This window comes from Arthrobacter sp. SLBN-112 (genome assembly GCF_030944625.1).
GTDB lineage: Bacteria > Actinomycetota > Actinomycetes > Actinomycetales > Micrococcaceae > Arthrobacter.
This window is the reverse complement of sequence record NZ_JAUSXY010000001.1, coordinates 3,678,165-3,702,177: the sequence shown is the minus strand read 5'-3', so window position 1 is coordinate 3,702,177 and position 24,013 is coordinate 3,678,165. Positions and strand designations below refer to the sequence as shown.

26 protein-coding genes and 1 tRNA gene are annotated in these 24,013 nt (G+C 66.7%); 16 read left to right on the top strand and 11 right to left on the bottom strand.

The window, feature by feature from the left end:
* Positions 1 to 48: 48 nt before the first annotated feature.
* From QF050_RS17260 to QF050_RS17240, 5 genes are all read left to right on the top strand, one after another.
* On the top strand, positions 49 to 672 hold the full coding sequence (locus QF050_RS17260; protein ID WP_308931512.1) for a CDP-alcohol phosphatidyltransferase family protein: 624 nt from the start codon (positions 49 to 51) through the stop codon (positions 670 to 672).
* Positions 672 to 1,580: a DMT family transporter gene (locus QF050_RS17255; protein ID WP_308931511.1), complete on the top strand. Its 909-nt coding sequence runs from the start codon at positions 672 to 674 to the stop codon at positions 1,578 to 1,580. The genes QF050_RS17260 and QF050_RS17255 overlap by 1 nt, the downstream gene beginning before the upstream one ends.
* Before the next feature lie 113 nt (positions 1,581 to 1,693).
* Complete coding sequence (locus QF050_RS17250; protein ID WP_308931510.1) at positions 1,694 to 2,890, top strand: glycosyltransferase; 1,197 nt, start codon at positions 1,694 to 1,696, stop codon at positions 2,888 to 2,890.
* Between the two features lie 75 nt (positions 2,891 to 2,965).
* A tRNA-Ile gene (locus tag QF050_RS17245) sits at positions 2,966 to 3,039 on the top strand.
* A gap of 143 nt (positions 3,040 to 3,182) precedes the next feature.
* Positions 3,183 to 4,373: an acyl-CoA dehydrogenase family protein gene (locus tag QF050_RS17240; protein WP_308931509.1), complete on the top strand. Its 1,191-nt coding sequence runs from the start codon at positions 3,183 to 3,185 to the stop codon at positions 4,371 to 4,373.
* An 11-nt stretch (positions 4,374 to 4,384) separates the two neighbouring features.
* Here the strand turns inward: QF050_RS17240 and QF050_RS17235 are convergent, their stop codons facing one another.
* A complete protein-coding gene (locus QF050_RS17235; protein ID WP_308931508.1) occupies positions 4,385 to 4,972 on the bottom strand; it encodes a peptidoglycan DD-metalloendopeptidase family protein in 588 nt (195 codons plus the stop codon).
* Positions 4,973 to 5,420: 448 nt separating this feature from the next.
* Here QF050_RS17235 and rpsB point away from each other — a divergent pair, with 448 nt between their 5' ends.
* The 6 genes from rpsB (at position 5,421) to QF050_RS17205 (ending at position 10,506) form a co-directional block, all read left to right on the top strand.
* Positions 5,421 to 6,326 carry a 30S ribosomal protein S2 gene (gene rpsB / locus QF050_RS17230; RefSeq protein ID WP_308931507.1) on the top strand — a complete coding sequence of 302 codons (906 nt, stop codon included), beginning with the start codon at positions 5,421 to 5,423 and terminating at the stop codon, positions 6,324 to 6,326.
* A gap of 127 nt (positions 6,327 to 6,453) precedes the next feature.
* Positions 6,454 to 7,290, top strand: coding sequence for a translation elongation factor Ts (tsf, locus tag QF050_RS17225; RefSeq protein ID WP_018763429.1), 837 nt, complete (start codon positions 6,454 to 6,456; stop codon positions 7,288 to 7,290).
* 145 nt (positions 7,291 to 7,435) lie between these two features.
* Entirely contained in the window at positions 7,436 to 8,173 is a 738-nt protein-coding gene (pyrH, locus tag QF050_RS17220; protein ID WP_308931506.1) for a UMP kinase, read from the top strand.
* Positions 8,174 to 8,299: 126 nt separating this feature from the next.
* Positions 8,300 to 8,857, top strand: a complete 558-nt coding sequence (frr, locus tag QF050_RS17215; protein ID WP_308931505.1) for a ribosome recycling factor — start codon at positions 8,300 to 8,302, stop codon at positions 8,855 to 8,857.
* Complete coding sequence (locus tag QF050_RS17210) at positions 8,857 to 9,777, top strand: phosphatidate cytidylyltransferase (RefSeq protein ID WP_308931504.1); 921 nt, start codon at positions 8,857 to 8,859, stop codon at positions 9,775 to 9,777. The genes frr and QF050_RS17210 overlap by 1 nt, the downstream gene beginning before the upstream one ends.
* Before the next feature lie 144 nt (positions 9,778 to 9,921).
* A complete protein-coding gene (locus tag QF050_RS17205) occupies positions 9,922 to 10,506 on the top strand; it encodes a DivIVA domain-containing protein (RefSeq protein ID WP_308931503.1) in 585 nt (194 codons plus the stop codon).
* A gap of 22 nt (positions 10,507 to 10,528) precedes the next feature.
* On the opposite strand, the gene QF050_RS17200 is transcribed toward QF050_RS17205, so the two are convergent.
* From QF050_RS17200 to QF050_RS17180, 5 genes are read right to left on the bottom strand one after another with little or no spacing between them, the layout of a single operon-like run.
* Positions 10,529 to 11,071: a hypothetical protein gene (locus tag QF050_RS17200; RefSeq protein WP_308931502.1), complete on the bottom strand. Its 543-nt coding sequence runs from the start codon at positions 11,069 to 11,071 to the stop codon at positions 10,529 to 10,531.
* A 19-nt stretch (positions 11,072 to 11,090) separates the two neighbouring features.
* A complete protein-coding gene (locus QF050_RS17195) occupies positions 11,091 to 12,563 on the bottom strand; it encodes a cation acetate symporter (protein ID WP_308931501.1) in 1,473 nt (490 codons plus the stop codon).
* Positions 12,564 to 12,597: 34 nt separating this feature from the next.
* The gene (locus tag QF050_RS17190; RefSeq protein ID WP_308931500.1) at positions 12,598 to 12,969 is read right to left on the bottom strand and encodes a hypothetical protein; all 372 of its coding nucleotides are present in this window, start codon (positions 12,967 to 12,969) and stop codon (positions 12,598 to 12,600) included.
* Positions 12,966 to 13,682 (bottom strand): LytTR family DNA-binding domain-containing protein, encoded by a 717-nt coding sequence (locus tag QF050_RS17185; protein ID WP_308931499.1) that lies wholly within the window; start codon positions 13,680 to 13,682, stop codon positions 12,966 to 12,968. The genes QF050_RS17190 and QF050_RS17185 overlap by 4 nt, the downstream gene beginning before the upstream one ends.
* Before the next feature lie 33 nt (positions 13,683 to 13,715).
* Positions 13,716 to 14,897, bottom strand: coding sequence for a histidine kinase (locus QF050_RS17180; RefSeq protein WP_308931498.1), 1,182 nt, complete (start codon positions 14,895 to 14,897; stop codon positions 13,716 to 13,718).
* 205 nt (positions 14,898 to 15,102) lie between these two features.
* Here QF050_RS17180 and QF050_RS17175 point away from each other — a divergent pair, with 205 nt between their 5' ends.
* Both QF050_RS17175 and QF050_RS17170 read left to right on the top strand, forming a co-directional pair.
* Positions 15,103 to 15,483: a DUF485 domain-containing protein gene (locus QF050_RS17175; protein WP_308931497.1), complete on the top strand. Its 381-nt coding sequence runs from the start codon at positions 15,103 to 15,105 to the stop codon at positions 15,481 to 15,483.
* Positions 15,480 to 17,096 carry a cation acetate symporter gene (locus QF050_RS17170; RefSeq protein WP_018763440.1) on the top strand — a complete coding sequence of 539 codons (1,617 nt, stop codon included), beginning with the start codon at positions 15,480 to 15,482 and terminating at the stop codon, positions 17,094 to 17,096. Before QF050_RS17175 ends, QF050_RS17170 begins: the two co-directional genes overlap by 4 nt.
* A gap of 115 nt (positions 17,097 to 17,211) precedes the next feature.
* On the opposite strand, the gene QF050_RS17165 is transcribed toward QF050_RS17170, so the two are convergent.
* The 4 genes from QF050_RS17165 to QF050_RS17150 form a co-directional block, all read right to left on the bottom strand.
* A complete protein-coding gene (locus tag QF050_RS17165; protein ID WP_308931496.1) occupies positions 17,212 to 17,823 on the bottom strand; it encodes a hypothetical protein in 612 nt (203 codons plus the stop codon).
* A 17-nt stretch (positions 17,824 to 17,840) separates the two neighbouring features.
* Positions 17,841 to 18,245 (bottom strand): DUF4383 domain-containing protein, encoded by a 405-nt coding sequence (locus QF050_RS17160; protein ID WP_308931495.1) that lies wholly within the window; start codon positions 18,243 to 18,245, stop codon positions 17,841 to 17,843.
* Positions 18,246 to 18,405: 160 nt separating this feature from the next.
* Positions 18,406 to 18,951, bottom strand: a complete 546-nt coding sequence (locus tag QF050_RS17155) for a hypothetical protein (protein WP_308931494.1) — start codon at positions 18,949 to 18,951, stop codon at positions 18,406 to 18,408.
* 123 nt (positions 18,952 to 19,074) lie between these two features.
* Positions 19,075 to 19,548: an Lrp/AsnC family transcriptional regulator gene (locus QF050_RS17150; protein ID WP_308931493.1), complete on the bottom strand. Its 474-nt coding sequence runs from the start codon at positions 19,546 to 19,548 to the stop codon at positions 19,075 to 19,077.
* 193 nt (positions 19,549 to 19,741) lie between these two features.
* Here QF050_RS17150 and pdhA point away from each other — a divergent pair, with 193 nt between their 5' ends.
* From pdhA to QF050_RS17135, 3 genes are read left to right on the top strand one after another with little or no spacing between them, the layout of a single operon-like run.
* Entirely contained in the window at positions 19,742 to 20,911 is a 1,170-nt protein-coding gene (gene pdhA, locus QF050_RS17145; protein ID WP_308931492.1) for a pyruvate dehydrogenase (acetyl-transferring) E1 component subunit alpha, read from the top strand.
* Entirely contained in the window at positions 20,911 to 21,921 is a 1,011-nt protein-coding gene (locus QF050_RS17140) for an alpha-ketoacid dehydrogenase subunit beta (RefSeq protein WP_308931491.1), read from the top strand. Before pdhA ends, QF050_RS17140 begins: the two co-directional genes overlap by 1 nt.
* On the top strand, positions 21,918 to 23,342 hold the full coding sequence (locus QF050_RS17135; protein WP_308931490.1) for a dihydrolipoamide acetyltransferase family protein: 1,425 nt from the start codon (positions 21,918 to 21,920) through the stop codon (positions 23,340 to 23,342). The genes QF050_RS17140 and QF050_RS17135 overlap by 4 nt, the downstream gene beginning before the upstream one ends.
* Here QF050_RS17135 and QF050_RS17130 read toward each other — a convergent pair.
* Positions 23,339 to 23,971 carry a TetR/AcrR family transcriptional regulator gene (locus QF050_RS17130; protein WP_308932205.1) on the bottom strand — a complete coding sequence of 211 codons (633 nt, stop codon included), beginning with the start codon at positions 23,969 to 23,971 and terminating at the stop codon, positions 23,339 to 23,341. The genes QF050_RS17135 and QF050_RS17130 overlap by 4 nt on opposite strands.
* Positions 23,972 to 24,013 lie beyond the last annotated feature (42 nt).

The following is a 24,013-nucleotide window of genomic DNA, read 5'->3' as shown; positions in this document are numbered from 1 at the left end:
ACAACCGAAAGACCGCGCTGCGGCGCACCAGCAAGGAGAGGGGGACGGGTGAGGTTCATTGGTGCAGGCGCCCGCCCCGGCCACCCCCTGGTGGACCACGACCGCATGTTCACCATCCCCAACCTGCTCACTGTGGTGCGGTTCATGGGCGTTCCGCTCTTCATCTGGCTTGTCCTGGCCCAAAGGGAGTACGGAGCCGGGGTGATCGTCCTGGTGGTCATGGCCGGAACGGACTGGATTGACGGGTACATTGCCCGCCGTTTTGACCAAGCCTCCAAGCTCGGCCGAGTCCTCGATCCCATTGCGGACCGGCTGGCACTGCTTGCCGTGGCTGTCACCCTGGTGATCGCCGGCGTCGTGCACTGGCTCTACCTCGCCGCACTGGTGGTCCCGGACGCGATCCTGCTGGTCCTGACGCTTTTCCTCTTCCACGGCCATCCCGACCTCCCGGTCAGCGTCGTGGGCAAGGTCAGGACCGGGCTCCTCCTCCTGGGAACGCCGCTGCTGCTCCTGTCCCGCCTGGACACCGGTTTCGCCGGTCAACTCCTGGCCGCCGCCTGGGTGGTGCTGGGCCTGGGCCTGGTGGGCCACTGGATTGCCGCCTACAACTATTTTTGGGCCATGCTGCGCAAAGGCCGTGAAGTGGAGCAACACAACGGCGGTAACGGCTGATGGTGTGGATCGCCGTCGCCCTGGCGGTCCTTGGCGCCTTCTGCCTGGCCCTCGGTGCCCAACGGCAGGGGAGCGCCGTCAAGGCCGATACCGGCGGCCTCGCGCTGAGCTCCAACGGTTTCCTCCGCCTGCTGCGCAACCCCCGCTGGGTGTTCGGGCTCCTGTTGTTGTGCCTGGGCATGGCCATGAACGCCGTCGCCCTGGTGTCAGCCCCGCTGACCGTGGTGCAGCCCATTGGCGCCATTGCCCTGGTGATCACCACGGTGGTCAATGCCCGGGACCAGGACCTCACCATCAACCGTGCCACGGCGGTTTCCATAGCGGCCTGCGTCACGGGATCGGCGCTCTTTGTCCTCCTTGCGGTCAACGTCACCCAGGAAAGCCACCACGTCAGCCTCGCAGACGAGCTGACCATCGTGCTGCTGCTTGCCCTCGCGGTGGGCTTGTTCGGCACGCTGGCGGTAACGTTCAAGCACCGCATGAACGCCTTCGTCTACATCCTTGGCGCCGGTATCCTGTTCGGCTTCGTGGCGGTCCTGACCCGGATCATCGGCAAGCACCTGCTGGACCCCAACGGGCTGTTCCTGCTGAACGTGCAGTGGTACTCGGTGGTGGCCATCATCGCTGCCGGCGGCCTGGGCTCCTGGTTTGTCCAGAGCGCGTACTCCACCGGCCCTCCGGACCTGGTGATTGCCGGACTTACGGTGGTCGACCCCATGGTTGGCATAGCCATCGGCATCATCATCCTGGGCGAACTCCGCCCCGACGTCCACGCGGTCATGGCCATCGCGATGGGAACGGCGGCGTGCCTTGCTATCGTTGGGGTTATCGCCCTCTCCCGGCACCACCCGGAGGTCACCAAGCGCAAGAAGGACGCGCGGAAGGCCGCCGGCAAAACGACCCAATAGCCCATTCCCGCACATCCCAAGCAATCCCGCGAGGCCGTGAGCCAACTGCGCCGGCGGCCAACCGTGCAGTCAGTTCCACGCTGCCCGCACCGTGACCATCAGGAGTACTCCACATGACCACGCCAGCCGACCAGCGCCCCCTGACCATCCTGATCGCGGCGGACACCTATCCGCCGGACGTCAACGGCGCGGCCCAGTTCGGATACCGGCTGGCCAAGGGAATGACTGCCCGGGGACACAACGTCCATGTCCTGGCCTCCCGCGACAGCAAGGGAAAGAGCTTCACCGAATTCCACGGCGAAGCAACCGTGCACCGGCTCCGCTCGCACAAGGCGTTCACCCACGAGACCTTCCGCCTCTGCTTCCCCTGGGAAATCAAGGGGGAAATCAGCATGCTCTTCGACCGGGTCAAGCCGGACGTGGTGCACATCCAAAGCCACTACATGATCGGCGAGCACGTCCTCTATGAGGCCGTGAAACGCGGCATCCGGGTAGTGGCCACCAACCACTTCATGCCGGAGAACCTCAACCCGTTCCTGCCGTTCCCGCAGTGGCTGAAGGACATCATCGGGCGTGTCTCCTGGAAAGACATGGGCAAGGTCATGGGCCAGGCGGACGTCGTCACCACGCCCACGCCGCTGGCCGCCAAGGCCATGCACGAGCACGCGTTCCTGCGGAAGGTCCTGCCGCTGTCCAATGGCATCGACTCCGCCGCCTACGAGCTGCAGCCCGGTGAACACATCGAACCGCATGCCAACCCCACTGTGCTCTTTGCCGGGCGCCTCGCCGAGGAAAAACACGTTGACGTGCTCATCGAAGCAATCGGCAAGACGCCGGCGGAACTGAATGTCCACCTGGAGATCGTGGGCGGCGGCGAAGTGCGGACCGCCCTCGAGGACCTGGTGCGGCGGCTGGGCCTTGGCGGCAGAGTGAAGTTCCTGGGGCTTGCCAGCGACGACGAACTCCGCAGGGCCTACATCGCGGCCGACCTCTTCTGCATGCCCGGAACCGCCGAACTGCAGTCGCTGGTGACCCTCGAGGCGATGTCCGCCTCCACACCTGTGGTCCTGGCCGACGCCATGGCCCTGCCGCACCTGGTGCGCGATGGCGAGAACGGCTACCTCTTCACGCCCAACGACAGTGACGACCTCGCCAAGAAGATCACCCAGGTCCTGGAACTGCCCGAGGACGAACGGCGCGCCATGGGCCGGGCCAGCCGGCAGATGGTGGAGCCCCACAGCATCCAGGGCACGCTGCAGACCTTCGAGGACCTCTACCGCGGCGCCACGTACGAGGACAAAGTGGTCTGAACCCTTTCCCGGGTTTGCTAGAGTGTTTTTGCCCTGCCGGAGCGTCGCGTTTGCGCCCGCTCCCAGGGGCCGCTGGGGGCTATAGCTCAGCTGGTTAGAGCGCGGGACTCATAATCCTAAGGTCCTCGGTTCAAGTCCGAGTAGCCCTACCGCCGTGGAAAAGCCGCGGCCGACAATCCTTGTCGGCCGCGGCCTTCTTGGTTAACGGGGCACCCTCAGGTATGTTACTGACCAGTAACATACCTGCCGGCCACCGCGGCCTGGCTGCCACTGATCACCAAAGAAGGTACTGATGCCCACCTCGGCAGTTGATCCCCACGAGCTTCCCTACGCCGACGGCGACTTCTTCGCCTTCGAGCAACTCCTCTCCGACAAGGAACGGGACCGGCTGGCCGAAGTCCGGGACTTCCTGGCACGCGAGGTCCGTCCGATCGCCGTGGACTGCTGGAACCGCGGGGAGTTTCCGATGGACCTGGTGCCCAAGCTCGCCACCGTGGACCTGGTCAGCCCCGTCCGGCGGCAGGGCTACTCCAACCTGTTCGCCGGCTTGCTGCACGCCGAAGCCACGCGGGCCGACGCCTCCATCGCCACGTTCCTGGGCGTGCATGACGGGCTGTTCACCGGTTCCATCGAATTGCTGGCATCCCGGGAGCAGCAGGACGAGTGGCTGCCCGACATTTACGCACTGAAGAAGATCGGGGCCTTCGGCCTGACTGAACCGCTGGGCGGCAGCGACGTCGCCGGCGGGACGCGCACCACGGCACGCAAGGACGGCGGCCACTGGATCCTCAATGGCGCCAAGCGGTGGATCGGCAACGCCACCTTCTCTGACTGGGTGGTGGTGTACGCCCGCGACGAGGCGGACAACCAGGTCAAGGGCTTCATGGTGGACACCGCGCTGGCTGGCTTCAGTGCGACAAAAATCGAGAACAAGATATCCCTCCGAACTGTCCAGAACGCCGACATCGTCCTGGATAACGTGGCGGTACCGGAGCACTTCAAACTCGCGAACGCCAACAGCTTTCGCGACGTCAACAAAGTCCTGAAGGTTACCCGCCTGGCCGTCGCCTGGCAGGCCGTGGGACTCCAGCTGGCGGCGTTCGACGTGGCCCGCCGCTATGCGGTGGAGCGTCAGCAGTTCGGCCGTCCGCTGGCCTCCTTCCAGCTCATCCAGGACCAGCTGGTGCGGATCCTCGGCAACGCGGTCAGCTCCATGGGCATGATGGTCCGCTTGTCGCAGCTGGAGGACGCCGGCGTGGCGAAGGATGAGCAATCCGCGCTGGCCAAGGCCTTCACCACGGCCCGCATGCGGGACAGCGTGGCCCTGGGCCGCGGAATCCTTGGCGGCAACGGGATCGTGACCGACTTCGAGATGGCCAAGATCTTCGCCGACGCCGAGGCCATCTACTCCTACGAGGGCACGGCCGAGATCAACAGCTTGGTGACGGGCCGCGCTGTCACGGGTATCTCAGCCATCGTGTGATCCGCTGCCTGCTAGGGTCCTCCGGCCGGCGGGAGCAGGATGGACGGGCGCAGGTCCAGGACGAACTGCAGCGGATTGACGTACTCTTCCCCGTCCCTGACGCCCCAGTGCAGGCATTGTGAAGCAGGGCAATGTCCAGGCAGCGCCGTGCCGATCACCTCGCCGGCGCCCACCGCAGCCCCCACTGCCAGTGTGCTTTCCACCGGTTCGAAACTGCTCCGCAGGCCGTCCCCGTGGTCGATGGTGATTACGGGCCGGTCCACCACGACGCCCACGAAACTTACCGTTCCCGGCGCGGGGGAGAGGACTCCGGTGCCGCCCGCCGTGAACCCCAGGTCCACGCCGCGGTGCCCGCTGAGCCAGGGTTTTGGCGGCGGATCGAAGCTCCGGAGCACGGGCGGCCGGGGAGCCAGCGGCCAGCGCCAGGAAGGCCTGGCACCTGCCTCGGCAGCCGTCGTCGTGCTTCCCTGTTGGTGTACTCCCGGGATGCCGGCGTCTGAGGCGACGGCCGGAACGGACCTGCCCGGCGGAGGCTGCCCGGCCGAAGCCAGGGACGCCGGCAGGAGCAGGAGGGCGGCCAGCAGGACTGGTGGTTTCATGCGACCAGCATGCCCGGGGGTAAGACATGCCGGCAGGGCACGAAACGGCTATGTGGATAAGCTGCCCGGGGTGCCTGGACTGTCCGGCGCGCAGGGGCGCCTGTAGTACACTTGATGGAGCAGTTTGCTGCGCCCTCAACGCTTCCCGTCCCAGTGGTTCACCTCCGCGGTGTATGCCCCTGTCCGGGTTGTGTCGGCACATCTCATTCAGGAGTGTGGGGGAGCAGCGGCTGACTACGCGCATCCAGCCCTCCGGGAGCCAACGCCACGGCGTTGCCCATGGAGGTCCGGGGTTCCTGCGGTCAGGGCTTTGGCCCTGATGGGAAAACCGGAGGATGCCAGGAGCACGGCCCGTCCGGGCCACGCTGACCAACCGTCAACTATTGGCAGGGTAAGAAACCCCAGGGGTTTCTCATGAATGACCTGCCGGAAAATAAGGAGCGTCGGAATGCCCGTCGTAACCATGCGCCAGCTGCTTGACAGCGGCGTCCACTTTGGACACCAGACCCGCCGTTGGAACCCGAAGATGAAGCGATTCATCTTCACCGAGCGCAACGGCATCTACATCATCGACCTGCAGCAGTCGCTGTCCTACATCGACCGCGCTTACGAGTTCGTCAAGGCCACTGTTGCCCACGGCGGCACCGTGCTGTTCGTCGGCACCAAGAAGCAGGCCCAGGAAGCGATCGCAGAGCAGGCAACCCGCGTGGGCCAGCCCTACGTGAACCAGCGGTGGCTCGGCGGTATGCTGACCAACTTCCAGACCGTCGCCAAGCGCATCCAGCGCATGAAGGAACTCGAAGAGATCGACTTCGACGACGTCGCCGGTTCCGCATACACCAAGAAGGAGCTGCTGCTCCTCAAGCGTGAACTGACCAAGCTCGAGTCCAACCTCGGCGGTATCCGCAACCTGACCAAGGCTCCGTCCGTGCTCTGGGTTGTCGACACTAAGAAGGAACACCTCGCCGTTGACGAGGCCAAGAAGCTGAACATCCCGGTTGTTGCCATCCTGGACACCAACTGCGATCCCGACGAAGTCGACTTCCCGATCCCGGGCAACGACGACGCCATCCGCTCCGTGAACCTCCTGACCCGCGTTGTCGCCGACGCCGTCGCCGAGGGCCTCATCGCCCGCAACAACCGCGGCACCGGCACCACCGAAGCTCCGGAAGAGCCCCTGGCCGAATGGGAGCGCGAGCTCCTCGAAGGCAACAAGGCAGAAGCCGCTGCTGCTCCGGCCGAGAACGCCGAGGCTCCGGCCGCAGAAGCACCCGCTGCTGAGGCTCCGGCCGAAGAAGCTCCCGCTGCTGCTGAGGCTCCCGCTGCTGAGGCTCCCGCCGAAGACGCCAAGTAAGACACGTCAACCCGGATTCTCCGCGCTGTCAGCAGCCGGAGCTGCTGACAGGATGGCAGCCCACACCCGTGGGCTGCCGTCCTGTCGGTCCGTACACCACCAAACATTTCTAGACAGAGGGGTTCACATGGCGAACTACACTGCCGCGGACATCAAGGCCCTGCGCGAGCGCACCGGCGCCGGCATGATGGACGTCAAGAAGGCTCTTGACGAAGCCAACGGTGACGCCGAGAAGGCCATCGAGATCATCCGCATCAAGGGCCTGAAGGGCGCTACCAAGCGTGAAGGCCGCTCCACCGCCGAGGGCCTGGTGGCCGCAAAGGTCAGCAACGGCGTCGGCGTCATGATCGAGGTCAACTGCGAGACCGACTTCGTTGCCAAGGCTGACAAGTTCATCCAGCTGGCCGACAAGGTCCTGGCCGTCGCTGTCGAGTCCGGCGCTGCCGACCTCGAAACCCTGCTCGCCACCGACGTCGACGGCAAGCCGCTGTCCGAGGTCGTCGTCGAAGAGGGCGCCATCCTGGGCGAGAAGGTCGTGGTCCGCCGCATCTCCCGCATCGAGGGTGCAACGGTCGACGCTTACCTGCACAAGACCTCCAAGGACCTCCCGGCCCAGGTCGGCGTGCTGTTCGCCGTTGACGGTGAAGGCGAAGCCGCAGCCACCGCTGCCCACGACGTCGCCGTCCACATCGCAGCAATGGCTCCGAACTACCTCACCCGTGAGGACGTTCCCGCCGATCTCGTTGAGTCCGAGCGCCGCATCGCCGAGGAGACCGCCAAGGCTGAAGGCAAGCCCGAGGCAGCCCTCACCAAGATCGTCGAAGGCCGCGTGACGGGCTTCTACAAGGGCGAGGTCCTGGTAGACCAGGCATTCGCCAAGGACGCCAAGAAGTCCGTGGCACAGATCCTCGAAGAGGCCGGTGTCAAGGGAACTGCGTTCACGCGTTTCCGCGTCGGCTCCTAGTCGAAACTGCAAGGGGTGGCCACTTCGGTGGCCGCCCCTTTTGCATGCGCCCAATCCGCTGGAATCGCAGCGGCAAGCGCGGCCGGTTCCGAGCAGTGGACCCGGCAGGATACCCTTTTTTCAGAATCACCAACGGGAAGGCATCATGGAAGCCGTCAACACTGACATGCATTCAGAGAAGAGCAAGCGGCGGGTCCTCCTGAAGCTCTCCGGCGAGGTCTTCGGCGGCGGGAAACTGGGTGTCGACCCCGAGACCGTCCGCGACGTCGCCAAGCAGATCGCAGCGGCCGTTCCGCAGGTTGAAGTGGCCATCGTGGTGGGTGGCGGCAACTTCTTCCGCGGCGCCGAACTGTCCCAGAGCGGCATGGACCGCTCGCGCGCCGACTACATGGGCATGCTGGGAACCGTCATGAACTGCCTCGCCCTGCAGGACTTCCTGGAGCAGGCAGGAGTGGAAACCCGCGTCCAGAGCGCCATCACCATGGGCCAGGTGGCCGAGGCCTACATTCCGCGCCGCGCCATCCGCCACATGGAAAAGGGGCGTGTGGTCATCTTCGGAGCCGGCGCCGGCCTGCCCTACTTCTCCACGGACACCGTGGCCGCCCAACGCGCCCTGGAAGTCCACGCCGACGTCGTCCTGATGGCCAAGAGCGGGGTTGACGCCGTCTACACGGCAGACCCCAAGAAGGACCCCACCGCCGAGCGCCTGGAAACCCTCAGCTACGACGATGCGCTGCGCCGCGACATCCGGGTCATGGACCAGACAGCCATGACCATGTGCAAGGACAACGATCTGTCGATGGTGGTCTTCGGCATGGAGGGTGAAGGCAACGTCACCCGCGCCATCCTTGGCGAAAAGCTGGGCACGCTGGTCAGCGCCTAGCTCCGGCTAGGATGATTTCAGGACAGTTCCGTCCCCGCCCGCGACGGCGGGGATGGAAACAGCAACAAAGAACCACGTGAGTGCAACCGGCGCCACCGGACTGCACCAGAACCGTCAGGAGAGACCGTGATCGAAGAAACCTTGCTCGAAGCCGAAGAAAAGATGGACAAGGCCGTAGAGGTAGCCAAGGAAGACTTCGCTTCCATCCGCACCGGCCGCGCCAACCCCGGCCTCTACAACAAGGTCCTGGTGGAGTACTACGGCTCGCCCACACCGCTGCAGCAGCTGGCCTCGTTCGCCATCCCGGACGCCCGCACCATCCTGATCACCCCGTTCGACAAGACCGCCCTGCGGGACATCGAACGCGCCTTGAGCGACTCCGAGGTTGGCGCCAATCCGTCCAATGACGGCAACGTCATCCGGATCACCATTCCTGAACTGACCAAGGAACGCCGCAAGGAATACGTCAAGATCGTCAAGACCAAGGGCGAGGACGCGAAGGTCTCCATCCGCAACATCCGCCGCAAGGCCAAGGAAACCCTGGACCGCCTGGTCAAGGACGGCGAAGCCGGCGAGGACGAAGGCAGCCGGGCCGAGAAGGAACTGGACGGCCTCACCAAGGCCCACGTGGACGGCATTGACGAGCTGCTCAAGCGCAAGGAAGCAGAGCTGCTCGAAGTCTGATGGGCCAGGCAGATCAGGCCCCCGCTTCACGGGCCCGCACACGGGGGAAGCAGCCCAGGAGCAACCCGACGCCGAAGGCCGGGCGGAACCTGCCCGCCGCCGTCATGGTGGGCCTGGCCATGTTGCTGGGCGTCCTGGGCGGCCTGCTGTTCCTCCCGCTGGCATTCGTAGCCATCGTGACGGCCTTCGCCGTCTTCGGTGTCTGGGAAATCTACCGGGCGCTGGAGGCCAACGGGACCAGGATGCCCATCGTGCCGGTGATGACCGGCACCGTGGCTCTTCCGTTCGCGGCTTACTTCGGTGGCATTGAGAGCCAACTGTTCGCCCTGCTGCTCAGCGCCGTGGCCGTCCTGCTGTGGCGTTCGATCGAAAGCGCCGCGGGATCGGCCAACAGCATTTTCGCCGGCGTTTTCACGTTGGGCTGGGTTCCGTTCTTCATCAGCTTCGCGACACTGCCGCTGCACGCTGCCGGGACCATACCGCTGGGGCTGTGGCCAGGCGGCCTTGCGCCCATCGGCGCCTGGGAGATTGCGGTCATGCTGCTGCTGGTGGTCTCCAACGACACCTTCGGCTACCTGGTGGGAGCCTCCATCGGGAAGCACCCCATGGCGCCGAAGATAAGCCCCAAGAAGTCCTGGGAGGGCTTTGCCGGGTCGGCGGCCGGCGCCATGCTGATCGGCGTCCTGGCTGCCATCTTCGTACTGGACAAGCCGTGGTGGGTAGGTGTGGTCCTCGCGGTGGGAACCGTGGCCGCCTCCACCGCCGGGGACCTGGCCGAGTCCATGGTCAAGCGTGAACTCGGGGTCAAGGACATGAGCAGCATCCTGCCCGGCCACGGCGGAGTGATGGACAGGCTGGACTCCATCGTTTTCGCCTCACCCGTGGCCTTCATCCTGTACGGACTCGTGGCCGGCGCCTGAGCGAAGCCCGTGGCACGGGGCCGCGAAGGAACCGCCCCCGCCCGTGCCCACATGACACACAACAGGTCCGGACGGTTTCACCCTCTCCGGCACCTTAAACTGGTGCGGAAGCACTCCGGCTGAAGAAGCATTGAAGGAATCGAAGTGGCATTGGACATTCATCGGCAGATCCCTGCGTCCTTTGAGCGCGTGCAGCGCAGTGAGTACGGCTACAACGCCAAGCAGGTGGACCAGTTCCTGCAGCGGGCGCGGGTCTCGCTGGAAACCCCCGAAACCGCCGGGGACCCCGTCAACAGCTCCGACGTCAGGTCCGTGTCCTTCGACCCCGTCAAGGGCGGCTACTCCGCCGCTGTGGTGGACGCCGCACTGGACCGGCTTGAGGACGCTTTCGCCCGCCGCGAGCGGGATGAGCTGATTGCGGCCCGCGGCGAGGAAGCCTGGCTGCGCGAAATCGGAAGCCTCTCCGGCATCCTCAGGGGACGGCTGCACCGGCCGGACGGTGAGCGGTTCCGCCGGCCAACCAAGAAGAAGGCCCGCAGCTACAACACGGCCGACGTCGACCGGTTGTGCCGCGAACTCGTCGCCTACCTGGAGCAGGACAAACCCCTGAGCGTGGACAGCGTCCGGCGCGCGGTTTTCCGTCCGGCCGTGGGCCACGACGGTTACGAGGAATCCCAGGTGGACGCCTTCCTGGACCGCGTGGTCGAGCTGATGGCGGCCATCGACTGAACCGTCAGGTGCAGCGGGCCGGTCAATCCCCTTCCGGCGGGGTGGGGGAGAGCGGCCTGAACCGCCGCCACGCCGTCGTCATGAAAATCATGCTGCTCCCGGCCACGTGGCTGAAGGTGCCCCGGTTGCCGAAGAAATAGTACGTCTGGACGGACCCGGCCTCGTCGTCGTGGCAGGACGCCAACAAGTACGGGGCCACGCCGGGGTCAAGGTCAACGTACGCGGCCCGCAGCCGGTTCATGGCTGTGACGTACATGAGGTCCTCATGGGCCACGTTCATGACCCGCAGTTGGGTCAGCAGGCCAATCGCGGTATCGATGAACAGGACCACCACGGCCAGCAGCACAAAGGCGTCCGAGAACCCCGTCGCCTGGCCCACCAGGGCAACACTGACCACGCTCGCGGAGGTGAAGGTCAGGAACATGCTGATCCGCGTCAGCACCTCGCTTTGGGCAGTGCTCCGCGACGCCAGCAGGCCCCAGTGCTCGGTGGCCAGCAGTTGCGCCCGCACGGACGCGGGGACTGCGCCTTGCCGGCGGGCCGGGCCGCCGTCCTCGATGGACATGGCGTTATTGTCCTCCCGATCACCGTCCGGTTGCCAGCGGCCGTTCCGGGGTGTGGAGGCGCGTCATGGTCCGCGGCATCGTGGCGGGAACACGGTTGGCCGTGGCCCGGGAAACCAGGACCATGACGGCGAAGGCCGTGGGCACGCTCCAGGCCGCAGGCTGGGCGAGCCACGCCGGCGTCTGCCCCGAACCGGCCAGCGCCAGCGAGCCGGCGATCATCGCCCCGCCACACAGCACCCCGCCCGTCACCATGCCCGCGATGGCTCCGGTGTCCGTCAGCCCCCGCCACCAGATGCCCAGCAGCAGCACGGGGCAGACCGTCGAGGCGGTGAACGCGAACACCAGTCCCACGCTTCCGGCCAGGGCAAGGGAATCGGTCATGAAGGCAAAGCCCAGCGGAACGACGGCGGACACGACGGCGGCGAGCCGGAACCCCCGCACGCTTCCACCCAGGACGTCCTGGCTGATGACGCCGGCCAGGGAGACCACCAGGCCGGAGGTTGTGGAGAGGAACGCAGCGAAGGCCCCGGCCACCACCAGGGCGGAGAGCAGGCTGCCGGCCGTACCGCCAACGAATTCGCCGGGCAGCCGCAGGACCATGGCGTCCGGCTGGCCCGAACGGGCCAGGTCCGGGGCGAACATCCGCGCCACCAGGCCATACGCGGTGGGGAACAGGTAGAACACCGACAACAGCCCCAGGACGATCAGCGTGGTACGCCTGGCCGTGTGCCCGTCCGGATTGGTGTAGAAACGCACCAGCACATGCGGCAGTCCCAGCGTGCCGAAGAGCAATGCCACCAGCAGGGAAATGTTTTGGTACGGGCCGGCGGGGGGCGCCCCCGTGGGGTTGGCGGCGGCCGGGGCCAGCGGTTCCGTCCCGTGCCCGGCCAGCACGAAGACGATGAACAGGAAGGGCACGGCAAGGGCCGTCAGCTTGAGCCAGTACTGGAACGCCTGGACGAACGTGATGGACCGCATGCCGCCGGCCACCACGGTGAGGCATACCACCACCACGACAGCCACCGAGCCCACCCAGGACGGCAGGCCCGTGGTGATGCGGATAGTCAGCGCCGCGCCATGGAGCTGGGGCACGATGTACAGCCAGCCGACCATCACCACCACCAGGCTGGTGACCCTGCGGACGGTCCGTGACGCCAGCCTGGACTCGGTGAAGTCCGGGATGGTGTAGGCCCCGGACCGGCGCAGCGGCGCGGCGACAAAGAGCAGCAGCATCAGGTAACCGGCGGTATAGCCCACCGGGAACCATAAGGCGTCCGTCCCGGACAGCAGGATGAGTCCGGCCACGCCAAGGAAGCTGGCGGCGGACAGGTATTCGCCGCCGATCGCCGACGCGTTCCACCAGGGCCGGACCGTCCGGGAGGCGACGTAGAAATCTCCGGTGGTGCGCGAGATCCGCAGCCCGTAGAACCCGATGATGGCCGTGGCGAGGGACACCACCGTGACCGCTGCGATGGCGACGCCGGCGTTCACTGCTGCCCCACCCGGCCGTCCTGTGCAGCCGTGCTCACTGTTCGCCGGCCAGGTCGCGGTAGCGCGCTTCGTTGCGGGCCGCCGTCCTGACGTACAGCCAGGCGCTCAACCCGATCACCGGGTAGATCCCAATGCCCAGCAGGAGCCAGTCGAAGGGGATGCCGGCGATCCGGGTGTCGGCCAGGCCGGGAACTGCAACGAGGACCAGCGGAAACGCGGCCAGGATCAGCAGGAAACCGCCGGCCACCACCAAGGCCAGCCGCAGCTGCGACCTGATCAGCGACCGGACGAAAACCTGGCCCACTTCGGAATCCTGGGCGGCTTCGCGTGATTCCAGCGGCCGGGGTCCGCCCCGCCCCGGGTTGCCGGGGGAAGCGTGCGGGGCAGTGACCCGGACCCTGGTCATGCGTGCGGCCTGATCCGGGTGGCTTCGAGCTTCTCGCGCACGAGCGGCAGGTGGCGCCGGCTGATGGGCAGCCCCGCCCCGGCGACGGTCACCCGGGGAGCGTCGGCAGCCAGCTTCATCGAGGACACGTGCTTCAGCGCCACCAGGTAGGAACGGTGTGTCCGGATGAAACCGGCCTCCGCCCACTGCTGTTCAAGGTCGGCCAGCGGAACCCGGATGAGGTAGCTGGCGTCGGCGGTGTGCAGGCGGGCATAGTCGCCCTGCGCCTGCACGTACGTGACGTCGTCGCGCCGGATCATCCTGGTGGTCCCGCCCTGGTCCACCGTGATCATCTCCGGCGCGCTGCCGCCGTCGCGCAGTTCGCTGATCCGCCCTACGGAGCGGGCCAGGCGCTCGGTGCGGACGGGTTTGAGCAGGTAGTCGACGGCGGCCAGTTCAAACGCGGCCAGGGCGTGGTCCTCGTCGGCGGTGACGAAGACAACTGCCGGCGGATTGCTGCTCCGGGCAATGAAACCGGCGATGTCCAGGCCGGACACGGCGGGCATGTGGATGTCCAGAAAGACGGCATCGATGCCGCCGCCGGCCAGGGCTGCCAGGGCTTCCGCGCCGGACGTTGCCCGCAGCACCTTGCCGATGCGCTCATCCCTGCCGAGCAGGAAGGCCAGTTCCTCAACGGCGGGCAACTCATCGTCAACGACGAGGACGTTAATCATGCTCCTAGGGTACTTCCAGCGGCGGGAGCCGCCTCACGCATCGTGGCCGGGCTGGGACTTCGGCACCCGCATGGTGATCAGTGTTCCCTCACCGGGCGCCGTTTCCACCACCAGCCCGTGGTCGTTGCCATACACCTGCCGGAGCCGGGCGTCCACGTTCCGCAGCCCCACATGGTCCCCGTCGGTATGGCCCGCCAGTACGGACTTGAGCTGTTCGGGATCCATCCCCACGCCGTCGTCTTCGATGGTGACCTCGGCGAAGGCCCCGGCGTCCTCGGCAGTGATGCTGATGTGTCCGGGTCCCTCCTTGGCCTCAAGCCCGTGCCGGACGGCATTTTCCACCAGCGGCTGGAGGCTCAGGAAGGGGATGACTGTGCTGAGGACCTCGGGAGCAATGCGCAGGCTGACCTGGACACGTTCGCCGAACCGGGCCCGCTCCAGCAGCAGGTATCGGTCGATGCAGCGGAGCTCCTCGGCAAGGGTGGTGAAGTCGCCGTGCCGGCGGAAGGAGTACCGGGTAAAGTCCGCGAACTCCACCACCAGCTCCCTGGCCCGCTCCGGGTCCGTGTTGATGAACGATGCGATGGCGTTGAGCGAGTTGTAGATGAAGTGCGGGCTGATCTGGGCGCGCAGTGCCCGCACTTCCGCCTCCATCAGCAACGTGCGGGACGCGTCCAGTTCCGCCAGTTCCACCTGTACCGCCACCCAGTCGGCCACTTCCCCGGTGGCCCGGACCAGGCCCGCGCCGGCCGCCGGCGCGAACGCCGCCACCGCACCCACCACCCGGGTGCCGGCCCGCACCGGGGCGATGACGCCGGCAAGGTGGCCGCCGGTTCCCTCCGCGCCTGGCGGGAGCACGGCGGCCCGGCCTGATTCCAGTACCCCTGCGGCGAGGTCCATCAGCCGCGGCCTGATGTCCTCGGCTCCGCCGTCCCATGCCAGGACGCCTGATGTGTCGGTGATGGCCAGGGCGTCGCAGCCCAGCAGGGAGCGGAGCTGGCGGCTGGCTTTCGCCGCGCCTGCCGGGTTCAGCCCACGGCGCAGATGCTGGCCGGCCTGGGAGGCGGCGTGCAGCGTCTGGTAGGTGGCGCGCTCGGCGTCGGTGCCCAGCTCCCGGAAGGAACGGAGCACCTTCAGGCCCACGCCGACGACGACGGCAATGGCCATGGCGATCACCGCCACCGCCGCGGCGGTCAGGAGGGGGGAGTCCGGCATGGTGCCCAGCGTAGCGGCGGGTGCCGTTTGCCGCAGCATCGCAGCCGTTGAGCGACCCCGCGCGGTGAAGTTCTGGAATGGGGGCCGGACAGGCCGCAGAGTGATTGCAGTCACATCCGCGGTTTCCCTGGCAGGGTCCACGGCAGTCTTCCTGCCGCAGGCCCTGCCGCCCGGTGTGTACCGCACGACTCAATGAGGAGGAACGATGGGTTACGAGGCCCACACTCCGGACGCAGCGGCGTCCGTGGACTTTGAAGAAGTCCAGTCGACCGGGCAGTTCCAGGAACTGCGCAAGCGTCACCGCAGCTTTGTCTTCCCCATGGCAGTGGCGTTCCTGCTGTGGTACTTCGCCTACGTCCTGCTAGCCGACTACGCGGTGGACTTCATGTCCACCAAGCTCTGGGGCAACATCAACGTCGGCCTGGTCCTCGGCCTGCTCCAGTTCGTCTCCACCTTCGCCATCACCGGCTGGTACGTGCACTACTCCAACCGGAAGCTGGACCCGATCGCCACCGAAATCAGGAACGAGATCGAGGGGCACGAATTCGACAAGGACGGACACCGAGTGGGCGGAGCCAACAAATGATCGCGATCCCAGCTGCGGTGGACGTTGCCGCCCTCAAGGACACCACCCTCTTGAACATGGGCATCTTCGGCCTGTTCGTGGCCGTGACCATGGTGATCGTGTTCCGGGCCAGCCGCAACAACAAGACCGCCGCCGACTACTACGCCGCGGGCCGGTCGTTCACCGGCTCGCAAAACGGCACCGCCATCGCGGGCGACTACCTGTCCGCTGCATCCTTCCTGGGGATCACCGGCGCCATCGCCATCAACGGCTATGACGGATTCATGTACTCCATCGGCTTCCTGGTGGCGTGGCTCGTGGCGCTGCTCCTGGTGGCCGAACTGCTGCGCAATACCGGCAAATTCACCATGGCGGACGTCCTGTCCTTCCGGCTGAAACAGCGCCCGGTCCGGATCGCCGCGGCCATCTCCACGCTTGCCGTCTGCTTCTTCTACCTGCTGGCCCAAATGGCCGGTGCGGGAAGCCTGATTTCCCTCCTGCTGGGCATCAGCGACTGGGGCGGACAGGCGCTGGTGATTATCGTCGTCGGTGCCCTCATGATCATGTACGTCCTGATCGGCGGCATGAAAGGCACCACCTGGGTCCAGATCATCAAGGCCATGCTGTTGATCGCCGGCGCCGCAGTCATGACGCTGTGGGTCCTGGCCATCTACGGCTTCAACCTCTCCGCCCTCCTGGGCGGCGCAGTGGAGACCGCCAACAACCCTGCCGTCCTGAACCCCGGCCTGCAGTACGGCAAGACGGAAACCTCCAAGCTGGACTTCATGTCCCTGGGCCTGGCTTTGGTCCTGGGCACGGCAGCCCTGCCGCACGTGCTGATGCGCTTCTACACCGTGCCCACGGCCAAGGAAGCACGGAAATCCGTGGTCTGGTCCATTTGGCTGATCGGGCTGTTCTACCTCTTCACCCTGGTGCTCGGCTACGGTGCCGCAGCCCTGGTGGGCGCGGACACCATCAAGAGCGCCCCGGGCGGCGTCAACGCGGCCGCCCCGCTGCTGGCGTTCCACCTGGGCGGCCCGTTGCTCCTCGGCTTCATCTCCGCGGTCGCGTTCGCCACCATCCTGGCCGTGGTTGCCGGGTTGACCATCACGGCCGCCGCTTCCTTTGCGCACGACATCTACGCCAATGTCATCGCCAAGGGCAAGGCCGACGCCGCCACGGAAGTCCGGGTGGCCCGGCGCACCGTGGTGGTGATCGGCATCCTCGCCATCCTGGGCGGTATCTTCGCCAATGGCCAGAACGTGGCCTTCCTGGTGGCGCTGGCCTTCGCCGTCGCCGCCTCGGCCAACCTCCCCACCATCATCTACTCGCTGTTCTGGCGAAAGTTCACCACCCAGGGCGCCGTGTGGAGCATGTACGGCGGCCTGGCCTCGGCGATCCTGCTCATTGTCTTCTCCCCGGTGGTTTCCGGTGCCAAGACCTCGATGATCCCGGGCGCCAACTTCGCCCTCTTCCCGCTCAGCAACCCGGGCATTGTCTCCATCCCGCTGGCGTTCCTGCTGGGCTGGCTGGGCACCACGCTGGACAAGCGGCGGGAGGACCCGGCCAAGCAGGCCGAAATGGAAGTCCGCTCGCTGACGGGCATCGGGGCCGAGAAAGCAGTGGACCACTAACCGCCGCGCCGACCGGAAACCGGACGAGCCTCCATGCCGCTGGGTGCGGTGTGGAGGCTCGTCGGGTTGTCGGATTGTTGGTCGAACGGCCGCGGTTGGCGTTCCCATCGGGGCTTCAGCGTTGGTGGTGGCCGCCGGGGGCCAGGTTCCCGTGCTCACCGTGGGGGACGGCGTACTGGCCGGCCGTCGACGCGGCGAGTCCCGGCGTCGCTATTCCTGCCACCAGGAGGGCCCCGGCGAAGGCTCCCAGCAGCAGCTGCCCGGGCCGGACTGATGCTGCCGTGACGCGGCCTCCCTGCCGGCCACTTTCCCTGCGTGACTCGGCCCGCCGGAGCCAGCCGAACGACGCAAGGATCATCAGCGTGAGCAGCAAAGCCGAGAGTTGCGTCAGGTTGAGGCTGGATGTCCGCGGGACGGCGAATGCCACGGCGGCCAGGTGGACCGCGGCGGCGCCGGCCAGGGCACATCCTGCCCACCGGCCGCCGGCCGGCCGGTCCTTGGCCAGGAACACGATGGCTCCAGCCAGCAGCGCGGTGCCCCAGAGCCCGGCCGCAGCGCCGGCGAGGAGCTCAACCGGTTGCGGGGGCCGGGTTGCTGCCGCGAAGATGCTGGATGCAATGGCCAGGTTGACCGATCCTGCACCGAATCCCGCAAATCCGGCAACAAGCCGCACCGTAGGAATCGCGTGGGACGCCGGCCCGTCGGCAGCGGGCGCGGGACCCGTCATGCCGGATGCCGCCATGACTATGCCCGGGCTGCGGCCGGTGACTTGTCCAGGGACAGGCCCACGCCCAGGAGCAGGACGGCGCTGGCGAGGTGCAGGACGTTGTCGGCACCGTTCAGGGCGATGATGTTCAGCGCGGAGTCCAGCAGGAACAGTCCCACGATGCCCACCAGGAGATAGACGGCGCCCACGGTGGCGTTGAGCGTACGCGCAGTGTCCGTCCCCCGCAGTCCGGCGAACAGCAGCGCGGCGCCAATGGCCAGGTGGATGACGTTATGCAGGGGGTTGACCTCGAAGATGATCAGGTTCGCACCCTCGGTGGCGACGAATCCTACGCCGGACGTGACGGCGAAGCCCAGGAGGCCCACCAGCAGGTAGACGGCTCCGAAAATGGTGGCGACGAGGCGGTTGGGTGAGTTGCGCATGGTCCGATTCCTTCCTGAAGTGCGGGGACTGTTCCCCGAACGCAGGGTCCCCGGGCGGGACCCTCGGAAGCAGTTCGCATCATCCCGGGAGAAGGATGGGTGAAAAGATCAGCACCCTTTTCATTTTCCGGCCCTCCACGGGGCCGCGCGGGCCGGCGGGTCAGGCAGCGGGCCGCAGCTTGATGTTGGTCATTTTGAGGTCGTTGGCTCCCTCGAAGCGGTAGGCGAGGTCGACCTTCTTGCCGGAACAGCTGATCTGGCCCGCCACATCGGCTGATTTCATGCCGTTCTCGGTGGCCACCTTGAGTTCGGTGTAGGCGGGCGTGCACGAGTCATCCAGTTCCAGGCTTTTCACGCCGGAGATGAACGCCTCCTTGGAAAGCTGCTCCTTGAGCAAGGGGTCAAGGTAGTCGTCGTACGCGGTGGATACTTCCCCGGCGATCACCTTCTTGGTGAAGTCGTCGGCGAGGCCCCTGGCCTGGTTGGTGGCGCTGTTCACCACGTTCACCAGGATCACGACGCCGAGGATCACCAGCAGCAGCACCCCGCCGATGCTGCCAAGGACGATCCCCGGCTTCCGCCGGCTCTGCACCCGCGGTCGTTCTCCGGGCAGGCCGAACGGGGCCGGCTGCCCAGGCATCGGGGGCAGCTCCTGCGGCGCCGGGTCCGCGTGGCCGTGCCGGTACGAATCCTGGGGACTGCTCAAGGGGGGAGCCTTTCGGGGACGGGCGTGGTGGCACCGGCGGACTGCCCGGGCCTTCCCGGCCCGGCACATAACTGGAACCAGCCTATAACCCTGCCCGCCGGCGTCGTGCCTCCCGTGGCGCTGTTACCCGCCCTCCGAGCCCCGTTCCAGCAGCGGTTGCACCCGGAAAGGGATCAGTTCGCCCATGGCCAGTGCCGTGTCTGCCCGCTCCACGCCGTCGCACGCCAGGATCTTTCCGTTGATCCGGAACAGGTCCTCGGCGTCCCTGGCCACCACGCGCAGCAGCAGGTCCGCCGATCCCGTGAGCCCGTACCCCTCCAATATCTCGGGGATTGCCGCCATCTCATCGGCCAGCCGCCCGAGTTTCTGCTGCTGGACGTGCACGGAGATGAAGGCCATCAGCGGATACCCCAGCGCCACCGGATTGATGCGCCGTTCAAAGGACAGGAAGACGTGCTTCTTCTCGAGCTGGGCCATCCGCGCCTGGACGGTGTTCCGGGACAGGCCGAGCTTTTGCGCCAGTGCCACCACGGTGCGGCGCGGGTCCTGCGACAGTGCCGACAGCAGGCGGGTGTCAGTGCCATCCAAAGCTTGCATAATGCGCAACGCTAGCACGGTGTAAGCGCGCCAGACAGGGCATTATGCTCAGAAACTGCCGTGGTGGTTGTACCCCCTGAGCATTGTGAGTAGGGTCACAGTATCTGGGGCAATGGCGCCCGGAAGGCCGGTGGTGGCTGGTGCCAAAAGCCCGAAAACCACAGGTCAACGACGTACGAAGGTTGCGGCAATCGTGTCTACAGACGAAACGGGCCATGGCGGTGCAATAACCCCCGAAAACGCAGGGGCCTCCACCGCGGCCGGGCAGGAATTTCTCCAGTTGATCACCCCGGCGGGCGAGCGCATCAGCCACCCGGAGTTCGATTCTTGGGTCAGGGACATCACTGACGAGCAGTTGTGTTCCCTGTTCGAGGACATGACCGTCATCCGCCGGATCGACGTGGAGGCCACCGCCCTGCAAAGGCAGGGGGAACTGGCGCTCTGGCCGCCGCTGCTGGGGCAGGAAGCGGCCCAGATCGGTTCGGGACGGGCCATGCGGGCGGACGACTTTGTCTTCTCCAGTTACCGCGAGAACGGTGTGGCGTACTGCCGCGGCGTGGACCTGACGGACCTTCTCCGGGTCTGGCGCGGCAACGCCTCCGGCGGTTGGGACCCGTACGGCATCAACATGGCCACGCCGCAGATCATCATTGGCGCCCAAACCCTCCATGCCACCGGATATGCCATGGGGATCCAGAACGACGGCGCCGATGCCGTGGCCGTTACCTACTTCGGCGACGGCGCCACCAGCGAAGGCGACGTCAACGAGGCCATGGTGTTCGCCGCCAGTTTCCAGGCCCCTGTGGTGTTCTTCTGCACGAACAACCATTGGGCCATCTCGGAGCCCGTAGGGCTCCAGTCGCACATCCACCTCGCGGAGCGGGCCACCGGCTTCGGCATCCCCAGCCTGCGGGTGGACGGAAACGACGTCCTGGCCGTCATGGCCGCCACCCGGCTCGCGTTGGACCGGGCCCGGCGCGGCGGCGGCCCCACGTTCATTGAGGCCGTCACCTACCGGATGGGACCGCACACCACCGCCGATGATCCCACCCGTTACCGGGACGCCAACGAACTGGAGGACTGGGCCGCGAAGGACCCCATCTCCAGGCTGGCATCGCTCCTGGACCGGAAGGGACTCCTGACCGCGGAGTTGCAGCAGCAGGTCCAGGACAAGGCCGATTCCGTTGCGGCGGAAATGCGCCGGGGCTGCACCACCATGCCGGACCCCGAGCCGATGGACGTCTTCAAGCACGTCTACAGCACTCCCAACTCCTGGCTGGAACGCCAGCAGGACCACTACGCCCGCTACCTGGCTTCATTCGGCGACCCCGCAGGAGCAGTTTCAGAGGAAGGTGCACGCTGATGACCCAGTTGACCTTTGCCCGCGCCATCAACGCCGGCCTGCGGAAGTCGCTGGAAAACGACTCCAAGGTGGTCCTCCTCGGCGAGGACATCGGCGCCCTCGGCGGGGTGTTCCGGGTAACGGACGGCCTGCAGAAAGACTTCGGCACGCACCGGGTGGTGGACACGCCGCTGGCGGAATCCGCCATCGTGGGGACCGCCGTCGGCCTGGCCTACCGCGGCTACCGCCCGGTGCTGGAGATCCAGTTCGACGGATTCATCTATCCGGCGTTCGACCAGATCGTCAGCCAGGTGGCGAAGCTGCATTACCGCACCCGCGGCGCCGTGAAGATGCCCATCACCATCAGGGTCCCCTTCGGTGGCGGGATCGGCTCGCCGGAGCACCACTCCGAGTCCCCGGAAGCGTACTTCACGCACACCTCCGGGCTGCGCGTGGTGGCGGTTTCCAACCCCCAGGACGCCTACACCGTGATCCAGCAGGCCATTTCCTGCGACGATCCCGTCCTGTATTTCGAACCCAAGCGCCGCTACCACGACAAAGGCGAGGTGGATGAGTCGGCTGCCCTTGCGTCCGCCCTGCCCATGGACAAGGCCCGCGTGCTGACCGAGGGCACCGATGCCACCCTGGTGGCCTACGGCCCCTTGGTCAAGACCGCGCTGGATGCCGCCGCGGCCGCAGCGGACGAGGGAATCTCCCTCGAAGTCATCGACCTGCGCTCGCTGGCCCCGGTGGACTACGACGCCGTGGTGGCCTCCGTGCGGAAGACCGGGCGCCTGGTGGTCACGCACGAGGCCGGACAATCCGGCGGCCTGGGAGCGGAGGTGGCGGCCAGCATCACCGAGCGGTGCTTTTACCACCTCGAGGCTGCTCCGGTCCGGGTCACCGGGTTCGACATTCCGTACCCGTACTCCAAGCTGGAAATGCACCACCTGCCCGGCCTGGACCGTATCCTCGACGGCGTGGACCGTGCCCTGGGCCGCCCGAATTCCCTGAGCGGGCTGGAAGGATGAGCGCCACCATGATCAAGGAATTCCGTCTCCCGGACCTGGGTGAAGGGCTCACAGAGTCCGAAATCCTCAGCTGGAAAGTGGAGGTGGGGGACACCGTCAGCCTGAACCAGGTCATTGCCGAGGTAGAGACAGCCAAAGCCGTGGTGGAGCTTCCCTCCCCGTTTGCCGGGGTCATCAAGGAGCTCCACGAGCAGCCCGGGTCAGTGGTTGAGGTGGGGAAGCCCATCGTCTCGTTTGAGGTGCCGGACGACGCCGGGGCGGAACCTTCGGGCCCGGCCGGCGCGTTGCCGGCGGGGCCGGGGGAGCGCGGGGTGGAAACGCAGAAACGGGAACCGAACCTGGTGGGCTACGGCGCCGTCGTCGAAGGGTCCGGCCGGCCAACGCGCCGGCCACGGAACTTCGCCGCCCCGGTGGTTGAGCCGGTCGAAACCAGGCCTGCAGAAACCAGAACCCCGGTGGTTGAGCCCGTCGAAACCAGGCCTGTCGAAATCAGGCCTGTTGAATCAGCGCCTGCCGAGTCCGCGCCTGCAGGGCGGCCACGTTCAACGCCGCCGGTCCGCAAGTTGGCCAAGGATCTCAGCCTGGACCTCACCCAGGTACCGGGGAGCGGCCCCGGCGGGCTGATTACGCGCGAGGACGTGCTCGGATTTGCCCGGCACCACGACGAACCGGCCGCGGCGAAGCATGGAGCGCCGGCGGTGTCCGGAACGCGGCAGGGGGAGCGGGAGACCAGGACTCCCATCAAGGGTGTCCGCAAATACACCGCAGCCGCGATGGTGCAGAGTGCCTTCACCGCGCCGCACGCCACCGAATTCCTCACCGTGGATGTCACGCCAAGCCTTGAACTGCTGGCAAGGCTCAAGAACAGCAGGGAGTTCGCCGGGCTCAAGCTCACCCCGCTGACGCTCGCAGCCAAGGCAGTGCTCGTCGCCCTGCGCAGGAACCCGGCGCTGAACTCCCACTGGGATGAGGAACACCAGGAAATCGTCACCTACAACTACGTGAACCTGGGCATCGCGGCGGCCACGCCCCGTGGCCTCACCGTTCCCAACATCAAAGATGCGGACACCATGCCGCTTCCGCAACTGGCCCAGGCTTTAACTGCGCTCGCCGAAACTGCGCGCGCCGGCAAGACCACCCCTGCCGAGCTGTCCGGCGGCACCATTTCGATCACCAACATCGGCGTTTTCGGCATTGACGCCGGTACCCCCATCCTCAACCCGGGCGAGGCGGCCATCCTGGGGCTGGGCGCAGTCCGGACCCTGCCGTGGGAGTACCGGGGTGAGGTGGCCTTGCGCCAGGTGATCACGCTGAGCCTGTCCTTCGACCACCGCCTGGTGGACGGCGAGCAAGGCTCCCGGTTCCTTGCCGACGTCGGCGCCATCCTGGCCGAGCCGGGAATGGTGTTGACCATGGTCTAACCGGGGGACTGGACGCCCCCTGTGCTGTCCACCAGCAGGGCAGCCAATGCCATGCGCTCCAGCAGGGGGCGGGCGACGCCCGCCCCGATCCGCCTGCCGTGGCTGCGGACGGAGTGCGGCGTGGAGTTGATGAGGCCAAAGGTCGCGTGGGCCCGCATCCGGAGTTCAGCGGACTCTGTGCCGGGATGGACCTTGGCGAGGACGTCCACCCATAACTCCACGTAGCTGCGCTGCAGGGTGCGTACTGCGGACTGGTCCTGTTCGGAGAGGTTGCTGAGGTCCCGGTCCTGGACGCGGATCACGTCGGGCTTGCCGAGCGCAAAGTCCACCTGGAATTCCACCAACTGCTGCAGTGCGGCTGCCGGATCGGCGGTGCTTTCCACCACCTGGCGTCCACCGTCCAGCAGCTCCTGGCTCACGGTCACCAGGAGGTCGGCGAGGACTGCCTGCTTGCCCGGGAAGTGGCGGTAAACCGCGGGGCCGCTCACACCCGCAGCCGCGCCCAGGTCTTCGAGCGATACCCGGTTGAACCCGTTAAGCGCGAAGAGTGACGCCGCCGCTGTCAGCAGTGCCTGCCGCCGGTTCTCCTTGGCCTTGCCTCGCTGGGTGGTGGGAGCCGGCTGCGGCATGGCTGGCTGCGTTGCATTGTTGGGGTGTGTTCCCGTGCTGGG